The following is a 23582-nucleotide window of genomic DNA, read 5'->3' on the forward strand; positions in this document are numbered from 1 at the left end:
ACGCTATGAAGAATGGCGGATGTTGTTTCCTAACTCTTGGCGCCGCAGGTGGTTTGTTGCTCTCGCGGCACAGGCAGGCAGAATTGATCGACACCCCGGACCCGTCCAGCGGTTTTTCGCTACTGGAATGGTGCGGGGTCGTCTCGCGCGCAGTCGGTGTTAACGGCGGCCCTTCACGTATTTCGTCACCACTTGTTATGGCGGTGCTGAGCGGCTGTTAGCTGTTCGCATCGTCCGACCGGTTTCGCTGATAGCTCACGGATGACGCTCGGCGGTTGGCAGCAACTCTTTCTCCTGTTTGGAGTGTTTCCGGCTTATGGCTATTCCTACCCAGCGCCGCTTGATTCCCCGCGAAGTCCGTCAGTTTGGTTCGGGTCGCGAGCAGCACCCGATTCCGAATCTGACCCAGATTCAAACCGAAAGCTACGCTGCGTTCCTGCAAGAAGATATTCCAACTGAAAAGCGGAAAGATCACGGGCTCGAATCGGTCTTGCGCGAGATTTTTCCCGTCGAAAGCTACGACAAGACGATCAAGCTTGAGTATCTGCGGTACGAACTCGGCAAACCTCGCTACACGCCCGAAGAATGCCGCCAGCTACGTTTGACCTACGGCAAGCCCTTTCGCGTTTGGCTCCGCCTCAACAAAGAGCAGCCGATCGAGGAAGAAGTTTATCTCGGCGATATCCCCGTTATGCTCGGTGGTGGTGAATTCATCATCAACGGTGCCGAGCGCGTGGTCGTCAGCCAGTTGCACCGCAGTCCGGGTGTCGACTTCGTCGAAGAACTCGAGGGAACCAGCGATCGCAAGTTGCCAAGTTGCCGCATCATCCCCGAACGCGGCAGCTGGATCGAAGTCAATGTGACCAAGAAAGATGCGCTCAATGTGCGCATCGATCAAAGCGGCAAGTTCTCGGCCGTAACGCTGCTCCGCGCGATGAGCGCCAAGTACAGCACCGACACCGATCTGATTCGTGCTTTTTACGAGACAACCTCGGAGAAGATCACCGATGGTCGCAGTGTCGTAAAGATCGAAGGGAAGATCTCGGTCGACGACGTTTGCTATCCTGTTAGTTCGGAACGGGCTGGCGAAATCATCGTCGAAGCTGGTCACAAAATTTCGAAGACTGCGGCGGAAATCATCTGCACCGCAGGCGTTTCGAAGGTCGAAGTGATGCCGGTTCCCAAGGTGCCGGTCGTCCTCAACAGCCTGGCTGAAGACGCCACTTCGAGCCACGAAGAGGCTCTGCTTCGCATCTACCAACGTCTTCGCCCCGGCAATCCGCCCCAGTTGGAAAAAGCTCGCACGCTGTTCAATGAGAAGTTTTTCGATGTGAACCGCTATCGGCTGGGTCGCGTCGGGCGTTTCCGCCTCAACCGCAAGTTGCGTCAGGACGTCGCCGAGAAGGAAATGACGCTGCGGCCGGAAGATCTAATCGCCGCCGTGAAGTACCTGATCGACTTGCTCGAGAAGAACGATCGCGCTCAAATCGACGATATTGATCACCTCGGCAATCGCCGCCTCCGCACGATTGACGAGTTGGCTGCCGACGAACTCCGCAAGGGCTTTCTCAAGCTCCGCCGTACCGTCCAAGAGCGCATGAGCCTCAAGGACCTGGAGGACATGACTCCCCGCAGCCTGGTAAACCCCAAGAGCATTTCAGCTGCGATCGAATACTTCTTCGGCCGCGGTGAGTTGTCGCAGGTGGTCGATCAGACCAATCCGCTCTCGCAGTTGACGCACGAGCGTCGTCTGTCGGCACTCGGACCAGGCGGTTTGAATCGTAAGCGTGCGGGCTTTGAAGTTCGCGACGTTCACATTTCGCACTACGGCCGCATCTGCCCGATTGAAACGCCGGAAGGTACGAACATCGGTCTGATTTCCAGCCTGGCGATTTACGCCAGTGTGGATGAGTATGGCTTTTTGGTTTCGCCCTATCGCAAGGTTGCCAAGGGCAAATTGACCGACGAAATTGTCTGGCTACGGGCCGACGAAGAGGCCGATGCCTATGTGGCACCGTGCGATACGAAGGTCGAAGACAACAAGATCGTCCCCGGGCCATCGCTGATCGCTCGCCACCGCAGCGACTTCGAAATCGTGACCCCGGAACAGGTCTCTTACATCGACGTGGCTCCGAGCCAGATGGTCGGTGTATCCGCCGGGTTGATTCCGTTCCTCGAACACGACGATGCGAACCGCGCACTCATGGGTTCCAACATGCAACGGCAAGCTGTGCCGTTGCTCGTCACCGAGCCCCCCATCGTCGGCACGGGGATGGAAGTCGACGTTGCTCGCAATAGCAGCATGGTCGTGCGGGCCAAACGGGCCGGCAAGGTTTCGTACTGCGATGCCACGCGGATCGAAATCGGCAGCGACGTCTACCACATGCGTAAGTTCCAAGGTTTGAACGAACGAACCTGCCTCAACCAGAAGCCCATCATAAACGTGGGCGAGAAGGTGGAGAAGAATCAGGTTCTGGCGGATGGACCGGCAACGTACAAGGGCGAACTAGCCCTAGGTCGTAACGTGCTCGTCGGCTTCATGTCGTTCGACGGTTACAACTACGAAGATGCGATCATCATCAGCCAAGAACTGGTGCAGAACGACACCTACACTTCAATTCACATTGAAGAGTTCGACGTCGAAATTCGCGAAACCAAGTTGGGCCGCGAAGAGTTCACTCGCGATATTCCCAACGTCAGCGAGAAGGCTCTTCGCAATCTCGACGAAAGCGGTATCGTTCGGGTCGGTACCTATGTGAAGCCCGGCGATATTCTCGTTGGCAAGGTTTCGCCCAAGAGCAAGACCGAACTGACGCCAGAAGAAAAACTGCTGCACGCGATCTTCGGTCGCGCTGGCGAAGACGTGAAGAACGATTCGCTCGAAGTTCCTTCGGGCATCGAAGGGATCGTGATCGATACCCAGAAGTTCTCGCGCCGCATGAGCTTGTCCGAAGACGAACGTAAGAAGTTCGAAAAGGAACTCAAGGACGCCGAAACCGAAGGGAACAAGTGGGTTGCCCAGGCTTTCACCACCATGGTGGAAGAGCTGGAAGGAATCATGGGCAAGACGCTGACCGACGAAGACGGTACTCCGCTGGCCAAAGATCAAGATCCGAAGTTCATTGCCGAAAAGGCCGCAAACTTCCGGTTGTCGACCCACACCAGCAAGTTGCGTAGCGAAGACAAGATCGCCGATTCCGAAAAGGCCGTGAAGATTCACTGGCCTAATGTGGAACTCGCGATCGACAATCGCGACCGCAAGCTGAACAGCATGAAGCGGGGCGATGAACTCCGCAGTGGTGTACTGCAAATGGTCAAGATTTACATCGCGACCAAGCGGGTGATTTCGGTCGGTGACAAGATGGCCGGTCGCCACGGTAACAAGGGTGTGATCGCCAAGATCCTCCCGGTGGAAGACATGCCATTCCTGCCAGACGGCACCAGCTTGCAGATCATGCTCAATCCGCTGGGCGTGCCTTCGCGTATGAACGTCGGTCAAATTCTCGAGACCCACCTGGGTTGGGCTGCCGCTGCGTTGGGTTTCCAAGCCGTGACGCCCGTGTTCGATGGTGCGACCGAAGCCGACATCAACAAGTGCCTCGCGAATGCCAAATTGCCTTCGCACGGCAAGCAACGTCTGCAAGATGGACGTACCGGCGACCTGCTACAGCAGGAAACGACGGTTGGTTACATCTACATGCTGAAGTTGCACCACCTGGTCGACGACAAGGTGCATGCCCGCAGCACAGGTCCATACTCGCTCATCACACAGCAGCCGCTGGGTGGTAAAGCCCGGTTTGGCGGCCAACGCTTCGGCGAAATGGAAGTGTGGGCGCTGGAAGCCTACGGCGCAGCCTACATCCTGCAGGAGTTGCTCACGGTTAAGAGCGACGACGTCGAAGGTCGTACCAAGATTTACGAGTCGATGGTCAAAGGCGAAAACACTCTGGAAGCCGGAACGCCCGCCAGCTTCGAGGTGTTGTGCAACGAAATCCGCGGGCTGGCCCTTAACATCCAATTGGAGAAACGACGCGTCTAGCGCTGCACAAATCCAGGTGTCAGCGCACCGCAGTTTTTCGGTAGGAAGTTTCCAGTCCCGTTCACGTTGCACAAATTCGAAATCGCACAGATTCCACCGTGAGATCGCACGGTGATCCCTTTAGGAGTCAGACCCTATGTCGTCCTCGTCCATTGGCGATACCAACTACGACCGCATTAATGACTACGCTTCGGTAAAGATTAGCCTGGCTCGGCCGCACGATATCCGCAGCTGGTCCTTTGGCGAAGTAAAGAAGCCCGAAACGATTAACTACCGCACGTACCGGCCAGAAAAAGACGGCCTGTTCTGCGAGCGCATCTTTGGCCCTGAAAAGGACTGGGAATGCGCTTGCGGTAAGTACCGCGGCATGAAGTACAAGGGCATGATCTGCGACCGCTGCGGTGTGAAAGTCACCCACAGCCGCGTCCGCCGTAAGCGGATGGGTCACATCGAACTGGCCGCGCCAGTCGTGCACATCTGGTTCTTTAAGGCAATGCCGAGCCGGCTGGGCAACCTGCTGGATATGAAGACCAGCAGTCTCGAAAAGGTGATCTACTTCCAAGATTACGTCGTGGTGAATCCCGGTACGACTGACCTCGAACGGGAACAACTACTGACAGAAGAAGAATACCGCGACGCGCGCGCTCAATATGGCGAAGGCTCGTTCGAAGCCGACATGGGTGCCGAAGCCGTCCGCAAACTGCTCGGCGGACTTGATCTGGTAAAGCTATCAGAAGAACTTCGTAAGAATCTGTTCGAGACCAACTCGAAGCAGAAGAAGAAGGATCTGATCAACCGGCTGAAGATCGTCGAATCGATTCGCGACAGCGATAACCGTCCCGAGTGGATGGTTCTCGATGTTGTCCCGGTTATTCCTCCGGATCTGCGCCCGCTGGTGCTCCTCGATAGCGGCAACTTTGCGACGAGCGATCTCAACGATCTCTATCGCCGCATTATCAACCGCAATAATCGTCTGCGCAAGCTGGTCGACCTGAACGCGCCGGAAGTCATCATTCGCAACGAAAAGCGGATGTTGCAACAATCGGTCGATGCCCTGTTCGACAACAACCGCTGCAAGCGCCCCGTGCTCGGTTCGAGCAATCGCCCGCTCAAGTCCCTCACGGACATGATCAAGGGTAAGCAGGGTCGTTTCCGCGAAAACCTGCTTGGTAAGCGCGTCGATTACTCGGCCCGTTCGGTGATCGTGGTCGGTCCTCGTTTGCGGCTGCACCAATGTGGTCTGCCGAAGAAGATCGCGCTCGAACTCTACCAGCCGTTCATCATTCGCAAGCTCAAGGAACTCGGTCACGCCGATACCATCAAGAGCGCGAAGAAGATGCTCGAACGGAAGGACGAAGAAGTTTGGGATATCCTCGAATCGGCCATTCAGAATCACCCTGTGATGCTGAATCGTGCTCCGACGTTGCACCGTATGGGTATCATGGCCTTCGAACCAGTGCTGGTCGAAGGGAACGCCATCCACCTGCATCCGCTGGTGTGCAAAGGCTTCAATGCGGACTTCGACGGCGATCAAATGGCCGTTCACTTGCCGCTGTCGATCGAAGCTCAGGTCGAGGCGCATACGCTGCTCCTTTCGCCGCATAACATTTTTGCTCCTTCGAACGGCCGCCCGATCATGAGCCCGTCGCAGGACATGGTTATGGGTTGCTACTACGTCACGGTAGAACTGCCAGGCTTGCTGGGCGAAGGAATGATCTTTTCTTCCGTCGCCGAAGCCGAAATGGCCTTCTCGATGGGCAAGATTCACTTGCACGCCCGCGTCAAAGTCCGCCTGCCACCATGGCAGAAGCTGAAGACCGAAGGCGAAGAGAAGCTTAAGGGTGGCGCGATTATTCAAACCACCTACGGCCGCATGGTGTTTAACAACATCCTGCCAAAGGGGATGGACTTTTATAACAAGGCCATGAAGGGTAGCGATCTGGCCAGCTGCATCAGCGACTGCTACCAGGCGCTCGGCCGCAAACCGACGATTCAGCTGCTCGACGACATGATGCAACTCGGCTTCCGCGAAGCGATGCGGAGCGGTCTGTCGTTCGCGACGGACGATCTCGTGACGCCCGACTCGAAGGTGACCCACATCTCGGACGCCGAGAAGAAGGTGATGCGGTTCAAGAAGCTGTACGAACGTGGCGTCATCACCGAGAAAGAACGATACAACCAGGTGCTCGATACCTGGACGCACGCCCGCGAAGCGATCACCAGTGAAATGCGTGAAGCGATGCGTACCGACGACCGCGGTGGTCACGGTTACGTGAACCCGGTGTACTTGATGGCGGACTCGGGTGCCCGAGGTGGTATCGAACAGATTCGCCAGCTCGCTGGTATGCGTGGTCTGATGGCCAAGCCGACCGGCGAAATCATCGAAACGCCGATCAAGTCGAACTTCCGCGAAGGTTTGACGGTGCTCGAATACTTCAGCTCGACGCACGGTGCCCGTAAGGGTCTGGCCGATACGGCTTTGAAGACGGCTGACTCGGGTTACCTCACCCGTAAGCTGGCCGACGTAGCTCAGAACGTGGTTGTAACGACCTTCGATTGCGGTACGACCCAAGGTATCACCAAGGGAACGATTTATCGCGGTGAAAAGGTGGAAGTCAAGCTGTCCGCGGCCATCCACGGCCGCGTCAGCCGCCAAAGTATCGTGAATCCGATCACGGACGAAAGTATCGTGAAGGAAAACGAGCTGATTACTCCCGAGATTGCCAAACGCATCGAAGACATGGGTCTCGAGAAGATCCAAGTCCGCAGCTCGATGACCTGCGAAGCGCCGCTCGGTGTGTGCCGCCTGTGCTACGGCATGGATTTGGCAACCGGTTCGATGGTCGAAGAAGGCATGGCCGTCGGCATCATCGCCGCTCAGAGCATCGGCGAACCCGGTACTCAGCTGACCATGCGTACGTTCCACATCGGTGGTACGCACACCGGTCAGGTCGAAGAGCACGAAACCAAGTCCAAGCGCGACGGTATCGTCAAACTGACCCGCATTCGTTCGGCCAAGAACGAAGATGGCCAGGACGTGGTGCTGACGCGAAACGGCGAAATCACCCTGCTCGATGCCAAGGGTCGCGAACTCGAAAAGTATGACGTGCCGAACGGTGCCATCCTCAAGATTCAAGAGAACGAAACCGTCAAGGCTGGCCAGGTACTGCTCGAATGGGATCCGCACAGCATCCCGATTCTCGCCGAAGTTGCGGGTAAGGTCCGCTACGAAGACGTGGTCGAAGGGGAAACTCTCCGCGTCGAGAAGGACAACAGCGGTAACATGCGGCGCATGATCATGGATCACAAGGGTGAACTACATCCTCAGATCGTGATCGAAGACTCCGAAGGGAAGCCGGTCGAAGTTTACTACTTGCCGGAACGAGCCCACATTGTGGTCGAAGAAGGCAAGATCGTGAAAGCTGGTTCGGTGCTCGGTAAGACGCCGCGTGAAGCAACCGGCATTGCGGACATCACGGGTGGTCTGCCGCGGGTTACCGAAATCTTCGAAGCTCGCAAGCCGAAGGATCCAGCTGTGATGGCTGAGGTCGACGGTATTGTCGAAATTCTGCAAGAGAAGCGGCGTGGTAAGCGAACGATCATTGTTCGCAGCGAAAGCGGCATCGAACGCGAGCACCTGGTGCCGCACGGCAAGCGGTTCCTCGTGCACGCTGGCGATCACGTCAAGGCTGGCCAGGCTCTGGTCGATGGCCCGCTCGTGCCGCACGACATCCTGCGGATTTCGGGCGAAGAAGCCCTGCAGCAATACCTGCTGCACGAAATTCAAGGTGTGTATCGCAGCCAACGCGTGGAAATCAACGATAAGCACATCGAGATCATCGTCGCTCGCATGCTGCGGAAGGTGCGCATCGAAACTTCGGGCGATACCAACCTGCTGCCGGGTCTGGTGATGGATCGCTTCGACTTCCGTTCGGTGAATACGAACCTGTCGAAGTGCTTGAAAATCTCCGACAAGGGAGATGCCGATTTCGCCGAAGGCGCCATCGTGCCGAAGGAAGCGATCGAGCAAACCAACAGCGGCATTGATGCCCTGGGCGGAAAGACTGCCCGCGGCGTGAAGCCCAAGTCGGCGACGGCGAGCACGCAGTTGCTCGGCATCACGAAGGCGGCCGTGCAAAGCAGCAGCTTTATCTCGGCGGCCAGCTTCCAAGAAACGACCAAGGTTCTCACCGAAGCGGCTTTGGCCGGCAAGGTCGATCACCTGGTTGGTTTGAAGGAAAACGTGATTCTGGGTCACTTGATCCCCGCCGGTACCGGCTTCCGTGCCTTTCAGGATTCGGAAGTTCGCTATCGCCCCGAAGCTTTGCAGGCGATGTCGCTGGAGAAGGACAAGACCTTGGAGTCTGCTTTCCCGCTACTCCAGCAAGGCGACACCAACGGCAATGCGGCTGCCACAACTGCTGGCAGCAAGAGTGGCAGCAATGCCCTCGAAACCCTGTTGGGTGGCGGCAAGGATTAGACAAACGAAGACTAGGTAATCTGGATGGGCGAATTGGGGCCGTCTCCACGGCGGCCCGGTTTGCCAAAACGATGACAATTTCAGGGCCAGCCTTAGAGCTTGCCTTGACAGACCCGCCAGCATTGGTAGGCTATTGGATTCCCAATTCGGCGATAACAGTCGCGAACTATCGATATAGAATTACGGACCTTGTAACGCGTTATGCCCACGATCAATCAACTGGTACGCAAACCGCGTCGCCAAAAGCGTGTCTTCAGCAAGTCGCCCGTGCTGGAAAAGAACCCCTTCAAGCAAGGCGTTTGCTTGATCGTCCGCACGATGACTCCGAAGAAGCCTAACTCGGCTCTGCGGAAGATCACCCGCGTTCGTCTGTCGACGGGCCGCGAAGTGACCGTTTACATCCCAGGTGAAGGTCACAACCTGCAAGAACACTCGATCGTGCTCGTCCGTGGTGGTCGTATCCGCGATCTACCAGGTGTGCGCTATCACGTCGTCCGCGGCGTCCGCGATACACTCGGCGTCAATGGTCGCAAGCAAGCCCGTAGCAAGTACGGGGCTAAGGGCAGCTAAGCCCACCGAGAGCACCCGCTCTCGCCTGAGAATCATTTGCCGCTGCTCGTCAACAACCGACAGCGGCCGCGGCGGATCGAGCGATCCGCCGTCTTGGCTAGAACATCACCGCATTTGCAATTTCCGGATTTCGTATGGGCAAGATTACTGCCAGTGCAACGTCGCTTAAACCCGACCCGCGTTATCGTTCGATCCTCGCCGGCAAGTTCATTAACTGCCTGATGTACAGCGGCAAGAAGAGCGTCGCGCAAGTTCTCTTCTATGCAGCCCTGGACTACATCAAAGAGAAAATTCCGGATCGCGAACCGATCGAGGTGTTCCACACCGCGCTCGAAAACGTGAAGCCCTACATCGAAGTTCGCTCGCGCCGCGTGGGTGGTGCCGCCTATCAAGTGCCAATGCAGGTGAACCGCAATCGTCAGCAGTCGCTGGCCATTCGCTGGCTGCTCGCCGCTTGCCGCGAGAAGAAGGGGCGTCCGATGTATCTGAAATTGGCCGACGAACTGATCGCCGCCTACAACAAAGAAGGCGTTGCCTTCACCAAGCGCGAAAACGTCCACCGCATGGCCGATGCGAACAAGGCGTTCGCTCACTTCGCCTGGTAGTTTTGCTGATAAAATCAAAGCCGCGGTGCCTGCAAACATCGCGGCTTTTTCGTGCGCCGACCGAATTCAAGTTCTGAGTTTTGAGTTCAGAGCTTTGCGACCAGAGTACTCGAACAATGCTTGTCTCAGAACTCTAAAACCTTAGAACGCAGAACTGATATCCATGTCTCGCCAGATCGAAAAAATCCGGAACATCGGCATTATTGCCCACATCGATGCGGGCAAGACGACGGTCACGGAACGCATGCTCTTCTTAAGCGGTGCCAAGCATCGGGTGGGCGAAGTCGACAAGGGAACCACCGAGACCGACTCCGATCCTGAAGAGCAACAGCGCGGCATCACCATCTATGCGGCGTGCGTCACGTTCAATTGGAAGGATGTGATCATCAATCTGCTCGATACTCCCGGGCACGTCGATTTCACTGCCGAAGTCGAACGCTGCCTGCGTGTGTTGGACGGTGCCGTTGTCGTCTTTAGTGCCCGCGAAGGTGTCGAAGCCCAGAGCGAAACGGTCTGGCGCCAGGCCGATCGCTACAAAGTGCCGCGCGTCGCCTTCGTCAACAAGCTGGATCGCGAAGGAGCCAACTTCGAAGCCGTGGTCGGGCAAATCAGCGATCGCCTGCATGGCAATCCGCTGGTGATCGAAATTCCCGTGGGGCAAGGCCCACCGCATACGAGCAATCCGTTTCGCGGTGTGATTGACTTGATCGATCTGAAGTTCCTCACTTTCCCCACCGATCGCGACAGTCGCGACGTGAACATCGGCGAGATTCCCGAAGACATGCAGCTCGAAGCGCAAGCCTGGCGCGAGCAGATGCTCGAAAAATTGTATTCCTACAGCAACGAATTGATGGAGCTTGCACTCGAAGAAAAGCCGATTCCTTCCGACTTGATCCGCAAGGCCTTGCGCGAAGCGACTCTGGCCATGCAAGTTCAGCCGGTGCTTTGCGGTTCCGCCTTGCACGGCATCGGCGTGCAGCCGGTGCTCGATGCGGTGCAGTACTATCTGCCGAGCCCGGTCGATTTGCCTCCAGTCGAGGGCGAGAGTGTTGGCGAAAAGAACAAGAAGACCATTACTCGCAAGGCAAGCAATGACGAGCCGATGTGCGGGCTGGTGTTCAAAGTGCTGCCGGCCAAGACGGGCGATATTCACTGGGTGCGAGTCTATTCCGGCGTGCTGAAGTCGAATAGCCGCGTGCTTAATCCAGGCAAAGACCTGAAAGAGAATGTTGCCCAGCTATGGCAGATTCATGCGCAAAAGAAAGATAAGGACGGCCAGGTCGATAGCATCGAAGCGGGGGACATCGTCGGCGTGATTGGAATGCGCCAGTCGATTACGGGCGATACCATTTGCGACACACGCGAGCCCATTTTGCTGGAGACGATCAAGTTTCCCGAGACGGTCATTTCGATGGCTATCGAGCCAGAGAATAGCACCGAGCGAAAGAAACTCAACGACACGCTCGACATGCTCAAGCGGCAGGATCCAACCCTGCATGTAGTCAGCGGCGAAACGGGCCAAACGCTCATCAGCGGTATGGGCGAATTGCACCTCGAAGTGATGAAGAATCGCTTGCTGCGCGACTTCGCCCTGAATGTGAAGTTCCACAAGCCGCAGGTCAGCTATCGCGAGACAATCGACCACGCCGTGGAAGTCGTTGGTGAGTGCCATCGCATGATCGCCGGGCAGCAGTTGTTCGCCAAGGTCCGCATCAAAATGGAGCCCGTGCAGGGTGCTGCTTCGCCGGTGACGGTCCTCAACTTCAGCCCCGTCGATGGCGTGCCTCCCGAACTCATGACCGCTGCAGTGGAAGAACTCAAAGCGGCCGGCGAAGGTGGCGGGCATATCGCAGGCTTCCCGCTGATCAAGATTCGCGTCAGTGTGCTGGGGGGTGAATGGAACCCGGAACAGACCGATATTCGCGCCATGAAGATCGCTGCTTCGGACGCCTTTGAGAAGGGATTGGAACAAGGGGGCAAGGTCTTGCTCGAGCCAATCATGAAGCTCGACATTGTGACGCCCGACGACTATCACGGCGACTTCGTCGGCGACTTGCAACGCCGGCGCGCGATCATCGCCCGCACCGATAACCGCGGCACGCTCACCACGATCGAAGCCCATGCCCCGCTCAAGGAGCTATTCGGTTACTCCAGTGCAATGCGGAGCCTGAGCCAAGGTCGGGCAAGTTGTTCGATGGAGCCCCTGATGTATGCTCCGGCACCGCCCGAGGTGGTGAAGACGTTTGAGATGTAGATGACATACTGGAACTTTGGCCCAAATTTTCTACTTGCTAGGCCGGGGACTCGTCGATATTGTTAGGAGTAATGCAGGGGCTCTGCTGACAACATGATTCTCTTCTGCGAGCTGTCAGCGGTCGGAACAGAAGTTTGAGGTCCGATCCATGCCCCGTTTCTCTGCCTCGTGGCGATTGCGCCACCTGTTGGCGGTCGTCGCCACTTTCTCCATTTCCTTCGTGATTGGTTCTTTCGCTCAGGGTAACAGCCCGGACGAAACACTGCCGCAACCCCTGTTTGCCGCGATCGCCGCGGGTGATCTGGAAGCCCAGGTCGTGCCGCGCGACTCCAAGCGGCTGACCATTCAGTTCAAGAACAAGACCGACCGGCCCCTGACCATTCAAATGCCGGCCGCCATGGCAGCGGCTCCAATTCTGGCCCAGCAACAGCCATTCAACTTCTTTCCAGGTCAACCGAACAATCAGCAGCCAAACAACCGCCAGCAGTCGCCGCAGCAATTGGGCATGCCCGGCATGAATAACAACAACGGCGGGAACAACAATCTCTTTGGAAACGGGATCTTCAACATCCCCGCCGGCCGAGCCATCAAGATTAAGGCTGACTGCGTTTGCCTCGAATATGGCAAGCCGGAGCCCGATGCTCGGATGAAGTACGAACTGAAGCCGCTGGCAGAGGTTTGCGACAAACCCGAGTTGGCGACCATGCTCCGCTCACTCGGCGATGAGCAAATCGACCAGCGCGTGGCCCAGGCTGCTGCCTGGCACCTGACGAACGAGCTCGGCTGGGACGAACTGGCCGGTCTGGTGAGTCGCCGAGTTGGCAGCTACACCGAGCATCAGTTCACTTCCGCTCAAATTGCGGTGGCCAAGCGAACTCTGGGCCAGATTGCCAGTAATAAGCAATCGCCCAAAGTCGGAACCGTAGCGTCGAAGTCTGCTACCACCCGATAGAGCAGCCCGCTACACCAGTCTGCACCGTTCTCCCCAAAATGCGGTCCACAAGTTACCATCAGCAGCAAGCAATGCGGATGGTAACAGGGCGGCGGATCAGTAGATTGGGGCTCTCATGGCGAGTGGTTTTCTAGAACAGCTGTTTGGACTGAATGGACAGACAGCTGTCGTGATTGGCGGAACGGGCGTACTTGGCGGCGCGCTGGCCGAAGGGCTAGCTCAGGCAGGGGCTAATGTCATCGTGGCCGGCCGCTCTCACGAACGTGGTGCAGAGCGCGTTGCCGCGATTGAGCAGGCCGGTGGTCGCGGGCTCTATTTGGAAGTGAATGCCGAGCAGCGCGAGTCAGTTCAGCAACTCCTGCGCAGCACCCTTGCCCGCTTTGGCAAGGTCGACATGCTGGTCAATTGCGCGGGGACCAACTCGGCCGTTCCCTATGCCGAGATAACCGACGAACAGTGGAACTCGGTGGTTACGAGTCAACTCTTTACCACACACCTGGGTTGTCAGATCTTCGCGCCTCAAATGGCCCAGCAGGCCGATGGCGGCAGCATTCTGAATATCGGCAGCGTGACCTCGCACTTGCCGCTGTCGCGCGTCTTCGCTTATTCAGCAGCCAAGGCGGCGGTCATCAACCTGACGAAGAACGTCGCGCGCGAATACGCCACGCAGAAAGTCCGGGTCAACGCGATTTGCCCAGGCTTTTTCCCGGCCGAACAGAACCGGAAAATTCTCGATGCCCAGCGTGTCGAGAATATCATGCGGCAAACGCCGATGGCCCGCTTTGGCGAACCCAAGGAACTGGTCGCCGCTGCGATTCTGCTTCTCTCCCGTGCTGGTGGCTCGTTTATCACGGGTGAAGACTTGTACGTCGATGGTGGTTTCACTTCAATGCGATTCTAAGACTCCGCTGTTTGCTTTTGACTGTTTGTAATCAGGACACGCTCATGCCGCACACGGTTGTGATCTTTGGTGCCTCTGGCGATCTAACTAGTCGCAAGCTCATCCCCGCGCTCTATCTCTTGCATCAAAAGGGACGACTGCCAAAAGAGACTCGCGTGGTCGGCGTGGCGCGCACTCCCTTCTCGCACGATGCCTGGCGCGCGGAACTCGAAACCAGCACCAAGAAGTTCACTGGCAAGGAATTCGACGCCACCGCCTGGCAAACGTTTGCCAGCACCATTTTCTATCAGCGGGGCGACATCGACGATGCAGCCAGCTTCACGGCGCTCAAGTCGTTCCTGGAGACCGACATCGAAAAAGGAGCGCCGGCCAGTCGTTTGTATTATCTGTCGACCAGCCCCACGCTGTACGAAGCGGCCATCGAGCAATTGGGGGCCGCTGGCATGGCGGAAGAATCCCAGGGGGTGCGGCGGATCATTATCGAAAAGCCTTTCGGCACCAATCTGGCTTCGGCAAAAGCGCTGAACATCGCCACGCACAAGGTTTTTAGCGAGAAGCAAGTCTATCGCATCGACCATTACCTGGGCAAAGAGACCGTCCAGAACCTGCTGGTGCTTCGCTTTGCCAATACGATTTTCGAGCCGATCTGGAATCGCAACTACATCGACCACGTGCAGATCACGGTGGCCGAAGAGGTCGAGGTGGGGAGTCGTGGCGGCTACTACGATAAGTCCGGCGTGCTTCGTGATATGTTTCAGAATCACATTCTGCAACTGCTGATGATTACCGCCATGGAAGCGCCGGTCCGTTATCAGGCCGACTTCATTCGCGATGAGAAAGTGAAAGTACTGCGGGCCATCCGTCCGCTGAGCGGAGCCGATTTCGCCAACTGCACGATCCGCGGCCAATATGCGGGCTATCGTGAAGCCAAAGACGTGCCGCCCGATAGCAACGTGGCCACCTTTGCCGCGCTAAAGTTGCAAGTCGACAATTGGCGCTGGAACCGAGTGCCGTTTTATCTGCGCTCGGGCAAAGCGATGAGCTGCCGGACAACGCAGATTGTGATTCAGTTCAAAGAGCCACCTCAACTCCTCTTCGGCGATGGCCCGCGCTCCAACCTCGATGCCAACAAGTTGGTGATTCAGATTCAACCGGCGGAAGGAATCCAGATTCACTTCCTAACCAAGGTTCCCGACGCTGGCATGAAGCTGCGAATGACCGATCTGAACTTCAGCTTCAGCCGCGAATACGTCGGCAAGTCCCTGCCCGACGCTTATCAGCGCCTGCTGCTCGACGCCCTCAATGGCGACGCCAGCCTCTTTGCCCGCAGCGACGAAGTGGAGCTTGCCTGGGGAATTATCGACCCTATCCTCGCGGCGTGGCAAAGCCCCGCAGCACCGCCGCTCGAGTTCTATCCGCCCGGCCAATGGGGACCGGATCTCAGCGACCAATGGATGCACGAGCAAAAACGCAGCTGGTTTGATGTCTGCCCGGTGCTGCACTAACAGCACCTTGAACATGCCCCCGGATTGCGCCGGGGGCGAAGTTGCGACTACTGCGAATAATTATCGTTCCGAAGCTGGAATGTGAATGGCTGCGAACGAGGTCAGACCAAAGCCAATCGGCTTCATCTTGGCGGGTCGCAGGCGATCGGCAGGGTGCCCGTTGAAGTTGACATAGAGCACACTCCCATCCGGGCTGAGCTTGATGCCGTAGGTGCCACCAGGAACATATTCCAGTTCCTTGTTGAGCGTCGGTGCCAAGAATGCGATGACCTTTTGCGTACGAGTGGCAATCTCGTACTGAATCACGGGTGTGCCGTCGAGCCACGCTTTGCCGTGAGCGCCGGGCAGGTAGTACATGTACTTCTCGTCGGGCGAGAGTTCGCACACGGCAACGTACGAGCCGGCCAGCCAATCGCTGCCGAGCATTTCGAGTTCGTCTTTGCGCGTGTCGTAGCGGAACAGCTGCGTGTTCTTGTAGGTGATGCCGTAGATCTGATGATCCTTCGTCTCGCGCGTCGTGCAGCGCATGCCCGGCGAGCCCTTGAACACACTGTTCGTTTTGTGGATCACCTTGTCGGCGAGATTCAACCGCATGATCGGGGCATCTTCGCCGTTCAACTCACCGTTGAAGTAAATCGTGCCATCGTTGCCGAGAGCGAAGTTGCGATTGAAACCAACGCTCTTGTCTTCGCCTTGATAGACGGGCTTGCCGGTCTTCATGTCGAGGCACCAGAGTGCGTTCCCTTCGCCGGATTCCAGATTGCACCACCAGAGATTTCGTTCTTGATCGAGAATCGATGTCGCTGTGCAACGGCGGGGCGGCAAACTGGCAAAAACACTTGTCTTGCCGGTTTTGGGGTCCCAACGATAAACCTGACCGCCAGGAAGTCCGTCGTGAAAGCCGTGCGTCGGCAGCTTGGCGCGATTGCCATCGTTGAGCGTGCAGCTGAAATAGATCATGCCGTCCGGACCTTCATCGACTTTGGCATGGACCTTCGACCAGGCTGGTTGTCCCATCTTCGGCGGAATCACCTGGTTCATATCGACGATCTGCGTCAGCTGCGAAACCTTCGGATCCCAGCGATAGATAAAGCAGCGCGCGTCGCCGCCGACATCGTTGCCGTGATCGCCAATCGCGACATATACGTTGCCATCTTTAGCGATGCCAATATCACCCCAAGACGACCACAAGCGGCGCGTGGCCGCTTCGGTGCCCAGCTGTTCGTGCAAGGCGATCTCCACGCGGGGAGGAGTCTTCGCCATTACGAACTTGGCCGAGCCTGCTTGGGCCGCTAGTTCGGCAACCTTCTCAGGTACATCGAGAAACGATTTGTCTTCGACGACCGCGGTCCCTTTCGTTGCACCTTTGAGTGGTGGCGGCCAAGGTGTGGCCTCTTGAGCGAAGTTGGTTTGCCATACGCCGCTAATGAGAAAAACGACGAGCCAGAGTGAGCGCGCGAAAGTGGTGGGCATCAGTTAGAATCCTCGAGGTGGGAAGAAAGGCGGGACTACGCAATTTCATCCGGAGTAGCGGCTCGATGCAAGTAAAAAATTCGACCTTTCTGGTGACCGGTGGCGCTTCGGGTTTAGGACAAGGAACGGTTCGCCGCTTGGCGCGGGCTGGTGCGAATGTCGTCATCGCCGATCTGAATACCGCAGCCGGTCAAGCGATGGTGGACGAACTAGGTGCGGACAAGGTCGTGTTTCAATCAACCGACGTCACATCTGCCGAGAGTGCCCAAGCGGCCGTCGATCTCGCCGTTCAGCGTTATGGCGGCTTGCAAGGGTTGGTAAATTGTGCGGGCATTCTGGGGGCCAGCCGCGTGCTGGGCAAAGAAGGGCCACACGATCTGGCCCTCTTTCGCCGCGTGATCGAAGTGAACCTGATTGGCACCTTCAATATGATTCGCCTCGCTGCCACTGCGATGGCCCAGGGCCAGCCCAACGAAGAAGGTGAGCGGGGCGTTATTGTTTGCACTGCATCGGTCGCCGCTGAAGAAGGACAGATCGGCCAGGCTGCTTACTCCGCGTCGAAAGGTGGCGTGGCCTCCATGACGCTGCCCATTGCTCGCGAACTGGGCAAGCACGGCATTCGCATCGTCTCCATCGCTCCCGGCGTGTTCGAAACCGCCATGATGCAAGCCGCCCCGACCAACGTACGCGATTCACTTGCCGCTCAGATTCCGTTTCCTTCGCGCTACGGCAGGCCTGATGAGTTCGCTCAGCTCGTGCAACAGATTGCCGAGAACACTTATTTCAATGGAACCATGATTCGGCTGGATGGTGCAATCAGGATGGGAGCGAAGTAGGGAATTGCAGAATGTAGATTGCAGAATGCAGAATGAAATACAGCGCGGAATTCTCTGTTCAATAGCAGTCTTGATGCGACCGCTACAGCTTACCAGCGTTCTGCAGGTGGTATCTTTCGCAAGTGAATGTTCAGGGCGGTACAGGCTGTTCGATGAAGAAGAGGCAGTGAAGCCTTCTTCTAGGAGCTTGCCGCTGATGAACGGATCTGAATCTGCGGAAAATGCGGTCGCCCGTCACTCGTTGCTGGCAGAGCTTGATGCCCGGCAGGACGAAGTACTGGCAGCCCTCGATGCCCTTAACGATCGAATTGAAGCTGCTCTGCGGGACGCGATTCCGCACGACAAGCTAGCGGAGGATTCCGCTGCGAAGTCGGCAGAGCTAGAAATCGTCGAACTCCCCGCAGCGGTAAAGCATCTGCCCATCAAAAAGGCAGCGTAGGTTTTTCGGCGCACTACTGGGGCACACTGATTACAGGTTTAGCCCCAGTCGCCCAAATCGGGCGAACACCGCTCGTTCCCCAGCCTTCCCTTGCCGCGCCTGCGAAACTACGATGCAGGATTGCCGTTTTTGCAGGGGAAAGGTGAATGACCGAACAGAATTTTGACGCGAATGACGACCCGTGCATCAGCGGGGGGAGTGCAGCTCAATTGCAGGGCTCGGCTCATGGCGCGGTAGCCGGGGATCCCAAACCCGTGGACTTGCCGCGGATCGAACGAGCCGTGCGCGAAATTCTCGCTGCGGTGGGCGAAAACCCCGATCGCGAGGGACTGCTCGAAACCCCTGCGCGCGTGGCTCGCATGTACGCTGAAATGTTCGCCGGTCTGCACCTCGATCCGCGCGAGCACTTGCGCAAGTTCTTCACGGAAGAATACGACGAGGTCGTGCTGGTGAAGGACATCAGTTTTTGCAGCATGTGCGAACATCACTTGCTGCCGTTCATCGGCCACGCGCACTTGGCGTATGTCCCCGATGGCAAAGTCATCGGTCTGAGCAAATTGGCCCGCGTGGTCGAAGTGGTCGCGCGGCGGCCGCAAGTGCAGGAACGCATGACGGAAGAAATCGCCAGCCTGCTGGTGAACGACTTGGGTGCCAAGGGAGTGGCGGTCGTCGTGGAAGCTTCGCACAGCTGCATGACCATTCGCGGCATTCGCAAACCGGGCAGCATGTGCGTAACGTCATCGATGAAAGGGCTGTTCCGCTCCAACCTCTCGACCCGCGCCGAAGTGATGCAACTGATCTACGGCGGCAAACGGTAATCTTCGTAGCGTGGGCTTCAGCCCACGTCATAGTAACGTGATTTGGCAAACGCTAGTTGAATTCCTCTGTCGACTGACTTTCGGCGTTGCGGCGTCGATGACGTTGATACCTGCGCAGTGGGTTACGAGCGGTTTCTTTCGCGTTCACCTTTGGGTACTGATGGGGCTGCAAACATTCGCCGCTTTGGCACTCTGGTCGCTGCGAGCGGGAAGCCCGGCCGGCGAAGGGGTCGTCTTTTGGCAAGTCGTGGCCGCTGTAATCGCCGCCGTGGTGAGTTACCTGGGCGCCGTGATTTGGATGTATGAAGCGCGTAGCGCCGGCAAAGCTGCACTGATCATTGTGGCAGCGGCCGCGTTCTTCATTTGCCTGGCACCGAGCGCAATGAGCCCTGGCGCAACCACCAGCGTAACCGCTGCGCCAATTGTGTCGCCCGGCATCAAAACGGTGGAAGTACTCAGTGGTGGCCTGCTGGTGGGATTGATTACCACCGCGATGCTGCTCGGACATTGGTACCTGAACACACCGACGATGAAGCTCGAACCGCTCCAGCGACTCCTCGTCTACCTGGCCATTGCTATCCTCGTTCGGATGGTCATCAGCGTCATCGGCACCAGTTGCGAAGCGGCCCGCTTGCTGCAGACCTCCGGGGGCCTGCAAACATCGTGGTTAGTGTTCATTTCACTCCGCTGGTTTGCCGGGCTGCTGTTGCCGCTGCTACTCACTTACCTGACCTGGCAAACGCTCAAGATCCCCAATACGCAGAGTGCGACTGGCATCCTCTATGCCGGCGTCATCCTCGTCTTCATCGGTGAACTCGCTGCCCAGATGCTCTCCGCTGCGACTTCGTTTCCGTTATGATTGGAGTAGCCTGAGTAGCACCCATGAACGTTACCTATCGTTGTCCTCATTGCGACGCAGTGGCCTCCGCCGAGTTGACGGAACCAGCCGGCGACTTTTCCTGCACCGCCTGCCAGACCGCCATTCATCCTCCTGCGGGGGCGATCCGCGAAGGGAAAGTGTTGCAGTGCCTGATCTGTCCTTGCCAGGAACTTTACGTTCGCAAAGACTTTTCGCAGACGGTCGGGATCGGCATTATCGCCATTGGCTTTATCATCAGTAGCGTGTTCTGGTTCTATCGCATGCCCCTCTGGACATATGGCACTCTCTTCGCGACTGCCATTATCGATCTGGTGTTGTACGTAACCGTGGGCAACGTGTTGCAGTGTTATCAATGCCAGGCGCAGTACCGCGGCATCAAGGAACTAGAGCAACACGAGGGCTTCGATCTCGAAACCCACGAAAAGCATCGCCAGCAGCAGATTCGGCTGGCTAGGGCCGGTGTCGGTGCCAGTTCACAATTGCCCCCAGTGCGCGAGTAAATATGATAAAGTTAGGACAGGCACGGACTTCGGCTGCGATGCGTTCATCTTTCTGCCTGTCGGCAACTTGCTCAACAACGTGACTAACCTCCCACGATGGACCCTCAGCGCGAACGTATCCAAGCCGATCTGAGGGGATTACTCTCCGGGCAGGTTCGTTGCGACGATGCGTTCGTGCAAATGTACAGCACCGACGGCAGCATCTATGAAGTGGCTCCGCTAGGTGTCGTGCGGCCGCGCAGTGTGAACGATGTGCAAGCCGCCGTTCGTTACGCTGCCGATAACGTGATTCCCCTGCACGCGCGCGGGGCAGGTACTGGCCTGGCCGGCGAATCGCTTGGTCCGGGCCTGGTGATCGACTTCTCGCAGGGAATGCGTCGAATTGTTTCCGTGGCCCAGGATCATGTCGTCGTCCAGCCCGGCGTGGTCCTCGGACAGTTGAATCGCTACCTGGCCGCCTTTGGCAAACAGTTTGGTCCCGATCCGGCAACTGGCGGTGTAACAACCATCGGCAGCGTCGTAGCGCTCGATGCTTCGGGCAGCAATTGGCTCCGCTATGGTTCCGCCCGCAAGCACGTTCGCAGTTTGCAAGTTGTGCTGGCCGATGGCGAAACTTTCGAAGCGGGCCGTCATCCCATCACCGATGACCCCGCGCTTGATCCCAATCCCCGGCGGCGCGAAATTGTCAAACGGCTCGCCGAACTCCTTCAGCGGGAAGATGCCGTTATCCGCGCGAATCAATCGAAAGCGTGGGTGAATCGCTGCGGCTATCACTTGAGCGATGTCCTCAGTGACGGCCAGCTCGACTTGGCGCGACTCATTGCGGGCTCCGAAGGGACGCTCGCACTAATCACGCAGCTGACGCTCGGCATTGTGCCGATACCCAAGCATCGCGGTCTCTGCCTGATGTTCTTCGACCGTCTGGAAGCGGCCGCAACCGCGGCCAGCGAAGCACAGTCGCTGGGTGTGAGCGCTTGCGACCTGATGGATCGTCGAATTCTTTCACTGGCCCGCGATCTCGACCCGCGTTATGCGCAGGCGATTCCGCGCGAAGCCGAAGCAATGTTGATGGTGGAGCAATTGTCCGACGATGCCGGACAGGTTTTAGAAACGTTGCAGCAGGTGGCTGTCCGCTGGCAACGGCGTCGCCGGCTGGCGTTTGGCTTTCATCTGGTCTTGGCACCGGATGAATACGATCTGTTCCGTCGCCTCGCCCGGCGCGTCTCACCCACTCTCTTTCGCGTGCAAGGTTCCGAACGACCGGTGCCGTTCATCGAAGACGTCGCGGTTCCGCCCGATGTGCTCCCCGAGTTTCTCGTCAAACTGCAAAACGTCCTCAAGAACTACCAGGTCACCGCATCATTCTTCGCGCATGCGGGACATGGTCAGATTCACGTTCGCCCGTTTATGGATTTGTCGAATCCAGCCGACATTCAGAAAATGCCGGAGTTGGCGACGCAGCTGTACGAAGAAGTCCTGGCCGTCGGCGGCACAATCAGCGGCGAGCATGGCTGCGGGCTGAGTCGAACGTGGTACGTCCGTCGGCAAACGGGCCTGCTCTACGACGTGCTGCGCGAGGTGAAACGGATCTTCGATCCCGAGAACCTGCTAAACCCCGGCAAAGTCGTGGCCGATGTGCCGCAGCCGTTGACGAAGAACCTGCGCTTGTCAGCCGCGGATATCGCCATCGACGAACGGATCACTTCTGAATCGCAAATCGCCGAAGCGGAAGCCAAGAAGCGCGAGCCGCTTGATTTGCATCTCGTCTGGCGACATCTGCCGCAGGTGGAATCCGAAAGTTGCAACGGCTGCGGCCGCTGCCGGACCATGTCCCCCGAAATGCGCATGTGTCCGATTTTTCGCTATGCACCTGCCGAAGAAGCCTCGCCCCGCGCGAAGGCGAACCTCATGCGGGCCGTGTTGCAGGGGCAACTGCCGACGACCTCACTCGCCGGCGAAGAGCTGAAAGAAATCGCCGACCTTTGCGTTAACTGCCATCAGTGCCGGCTGGAGTGTCCCGCCGAAGTCGACATTCCCAAGCTAATGGTTGAGGCGAAGAGCCAGTACGTCGTCGCCAATGGACTCGATACCACCGACTGGCTGCTCGCGCGGCTCGATTGGGTTTCGCGCTGGGCCGCGCGGTTTGGCCCGATTGCGAACTACGCGCTGCATACGCGTTGGACTCGCTGGGTGATCGAAAAACTCACGGGCCTGGCCCAAGGACGAAAGTTGCCCAAGCTTGCGGCGACGACATTCCTCCGCCGGGCCGATCGGAATCGCCTGACTCGCCCAGCACGTCGCACCGGCGGCAAAATCCTGTACTTCGTCGACGTCTACGCAAATTGGTACGACACCCAACTTGCTGAATCCCTCGTCGCGATCATGCAACATCATGGCATTGCCGTGTATGTGCCGCCGGGACAACTCCAATCGGGCATGGCCCGCATTTCGCTCGGCGATGTGGAGCGCGCTCGCAAGTTAGCGGCGCGCAATGTCGCCTTACTTGCCGATGCGGTACGCCAGGGATATCAAATTGTTTGCACCGAACCCTCGGCAGCACTCGCGCTCACGCACGAATATCCCAACTTGCTCGACGATGACGATGCTCGCCTGGTCGCCGAGCACACGACTGAAGCCTGCGCTTACTTGTGGAAGCTGCATCAGATTGGCCGCTTGGAACTTGACCTTCGTCCCATCAATCTCACGCTCGGCTATCATCAACCTTGCCACTTGCGGGCCCTCGATGTAGGTTCACCCGGCGAAAGCTTGCTCCGGCTGATTCCGGGACTAAGTGTCAAGCGGATCGAACGCGGCTGCAGTGGCATGGCCGGCACCTTTGGTTTACGGCGCGATAACTACCGGGCCAGCTTGCGGGCGGGCTGGGGGCTGATTTCGTCTTTGCGCGATCCGCTCATTGATCTAGGGACGACCGAGTGCAGCGCGTGTAAAATTCAGATGGAGCAAGGGACGACGAAGCCGACCATTCATCCCCTCAAGATGTTGGCGCTTGCGTATGGCCTGATGCCCGAAGTCGAATCGCTGCTGACGGCCCGGGGTGAGGAGTTGTTGGTGACATGATTGTCTGGGTCAAACTGTTTGCCGCTGCCCGGCAACGTGCTGGCACGCCAGCGACGAATTTTTCGTTAGCCGAAGGAGCCACCGTGCGCGACCTGCGGGCAGCCATTGTGCAAGAGTACCCGACTTTGGCCGATTTTTTGCCTCATTGCCGGATTGCTGTCGATCGGGACTTCGCGCCAGACGACCATGTACTGACGGAAACTCAGGAGGTCGGCATCATTCCGCCGGTAAGTGGAGGATGAGCCGGAAGCG

Annotated in this window: 16 protein-coding genes; 15 read left to right on the forward strand and 1 reads right to left on the reverse strand. The window is 57.6% G+C overall.

What is annotated here, in order from left to right:
• Positions 1 to 316: 316 nt before the first annotated feature.
• From rpoB to zwf, 8 genes are all read left to right on the forward strand, one after another.
• On the forward strand, positions 317 to 4039 hold the full coding sequence (gene rpoB, locus ETAA8_RS27045; protein WP_145096085.1) for a DNA-directed RNA polymerase subunit beta: 3723 nt from the start codon (positions 317 to 319) through the stop codon (positions 4037 to 4039).
• A gap of 136 nt (positions 4040 to 4175) precedes the next feature.
• Positions 4176 to 8519: a DNA-directed RNA polymerase subunit beta' gene (gene rpoC / locus ETAA8_RS27050; RefSeq protein WP_145096088.1), complete on the forward strand. Its 4344-nt coding sequence runs from the start codon at positions 4176 to 4178 to the stop codon at positions 8517 to 8519.
• Positions 8520 to 8720: 201 nt separating this feature from the next.
• Positions 8721 to 9089, forward strand: a complete 369-nt coding sequence (gene rpsL / locus ETAA8_RS27055; protein ID WP_145096091.1) for a 30S ribosomal protein S12 — start codon at positions 8721 to 8723, stop codon at positions 9087 to 9089.
• A 134-nt stretch (positions 9090 to 9223) separates the two neighbouring features.
• Positions 9224 to 9694 (forward strand): 30S ribosomal protein S7, encoded by a 471-nt coding sequence (gene rpsG / locus ETAA8_RS27060; RefSeq protein ID WP_145096094.1) that lies wholly within the window; start codon positions 9224 to 9226, stop codon positions 9692 to 9694.
• A 163-nt stretch (positions 9695 to 9857) separates the two neighbouring features.
• Positions 9858 to 11948: an elongation factor G gene (fusA, locus tag ETAA8_RS27065; protein WP_145096097.1), complete on the forward strand. Its 2091-nt coding sequence runs from the start codon at positions 9858 to 9860 to the stop codon at positions 11946 to 11948.
• 148 nt (positions 11949 to 12096) lie between these two features.
• Complete coding sequence (locus ETAA8_RS27070) at positions 12097 to 12900, forward strand: hypothetical protein (protein ID WP_145096100.1); 804 nt, start codon at positions 12097 to 12099, stop codon at positions 12898 to 12900.
• 115 nt (positions 12901 to 13015) lie between these two features.
• Complete coding sequence (locus tag ETAA8_RS27075) at positions 13016 to 13801, forward strand: SDR family oxidoreductase (protein ID WP_145096104.1); 786 nt, start codon at positions 13016 to 13018, stop codon at positions 13799 to 13801.
• A gap of 44 nt (positions 13802 to 13845) precedes the next feature.
• Positions 13846 to 15306, forward strand: a complete 1461-nt coding sequence (zwf, locus tag ETAA8_RS27080) for a glucose-6-phosphate dehydrogenase (protein WP_145096107.1) — start codon at positions 13846 to 13848, stop codon at positions 15304 to 15306.
• Positions 15307 to 15366: 60 nt separating this feature from the next.
• Here zwf and ETAA8_RS27085 read toward each other — a convergent pair whose 3' ends face one another.
• Positions 15367 to 16779 carry a ligand-binding sensor domain-containing protein gene (locus tag ETAA8_RS27085; protein WP_145096110.1) on the reverse strand — a complete coding sequence of 471 codons (1413 nt, stop codon included), beginning with the start codon at positions 16777 to 16779 and terminating at the stop codon, positions 15367 to 15369.
• A 65-nt stretch (positions 16780 to 16844) separates the two neighbouring features.
• Between ETAA8_RS27085 and ETAA8_RS27090 the strand changes: the two genes are divergently transcribed.
• From ETAA8_RS27090 to moaD, 7 genes are all read left to right on the forward strand, one after another.
• Positions 16845 to 17615 (forward strand): SDR family NAD(P)-dependent oxidoreductase, encoded by a 771-nt coding sequence (locus ETAA8_RS27090; RefSeq protein WP_145096113.1) that lies wholly within the window; start codon positions 16845 to 16847, stop codon positions 17613 to 17615.
• A gap of 196 nt (positions 17616 to 17811) precedes the next feature.
• The gene (locus tag ETAA8_RS27095; RefSeq protein ID WP_145096116.1) at positions 17812 to 18054 is read left to right on the forward strand and encodes a hypothetical protein; all 243 of its coding nucleotides are present in this window, start codon (positions 17812 to 17814) and stop codon (positions 18052 to 18054) included.
• 146 nt (positions 18055 to 18200) lie between these two features.
• Entirely contained in the window at positions 18201 to 18872 is a 672-nt protein-coding gene (gene folE, locus ETAA8_RS27100) for a GTP cyclohydrolase I FolE (protein ID WP_145096119.1), read from the forward strand.
• A gap of 97 nt (positions 18873 to 18969) precedes the next feature.
• Positions 18970 to 19731 (forward strand): hypothetical protein, encoded by a 762-nt coding sequence (locus tag ETAA8_RS27105; protein WP_145096122.1) that lies wholly within the window; start codon positions 18970 to 18972, stop codon positions 19729 to 19731.
• Between the two features lie 23 nt (positions 19732 to 19754).
• Positions 19755 to 20252 (forward strand): hypothetical protein, encoded by a 498-nt coding sequence (locus tag ETAA8_RS27110; protein WP_145096125.1) that lies wholly within the window; start codon positions 19755 to 19757, stop codon positions 20250 to 20252.
• Between the two features lie 180 nt (positions 20253 to 20432).
• Complete coding sequence (locus tag ETAA8_RS27115) at positions 20433 to 23330, forward strand: FAD-binding and (Fe-S)-binding domain-containing protein (RefSeq protein WP_238397828.1); 2898 nt, start codon at positions 20433 to 20435, stop codon at positions 23328 to 23330.
• Positions 23327 to 23572, forward strand: a complete 246-nt coding sequence (moaD, locus tag ETAA8_RS27120) for a molybdopterin converting factor subunit 1 (RefSeq protein WP_145096132.1) — start codon at positions 23327 to 23329, stop codon at positions 23570 to 23572. Before ETAA8_RS27115 ends, moaD begins: the two co-directional genes overlap by 4 nt.
• Positions 23573 to 23582 lie beyond the last annotated feature (10 nt).

The organism is Anatilimnocola aggregata (assembly GCF_007747655.1).
In the GTDB taxonomy this organism is placed as follows: domain Bacteria; phylum Planctomycetota; class Planctomycetia; order Pirellulales; family Pirellulaceae; genus Anatilimnocola; species Anatilimnocola aggregata.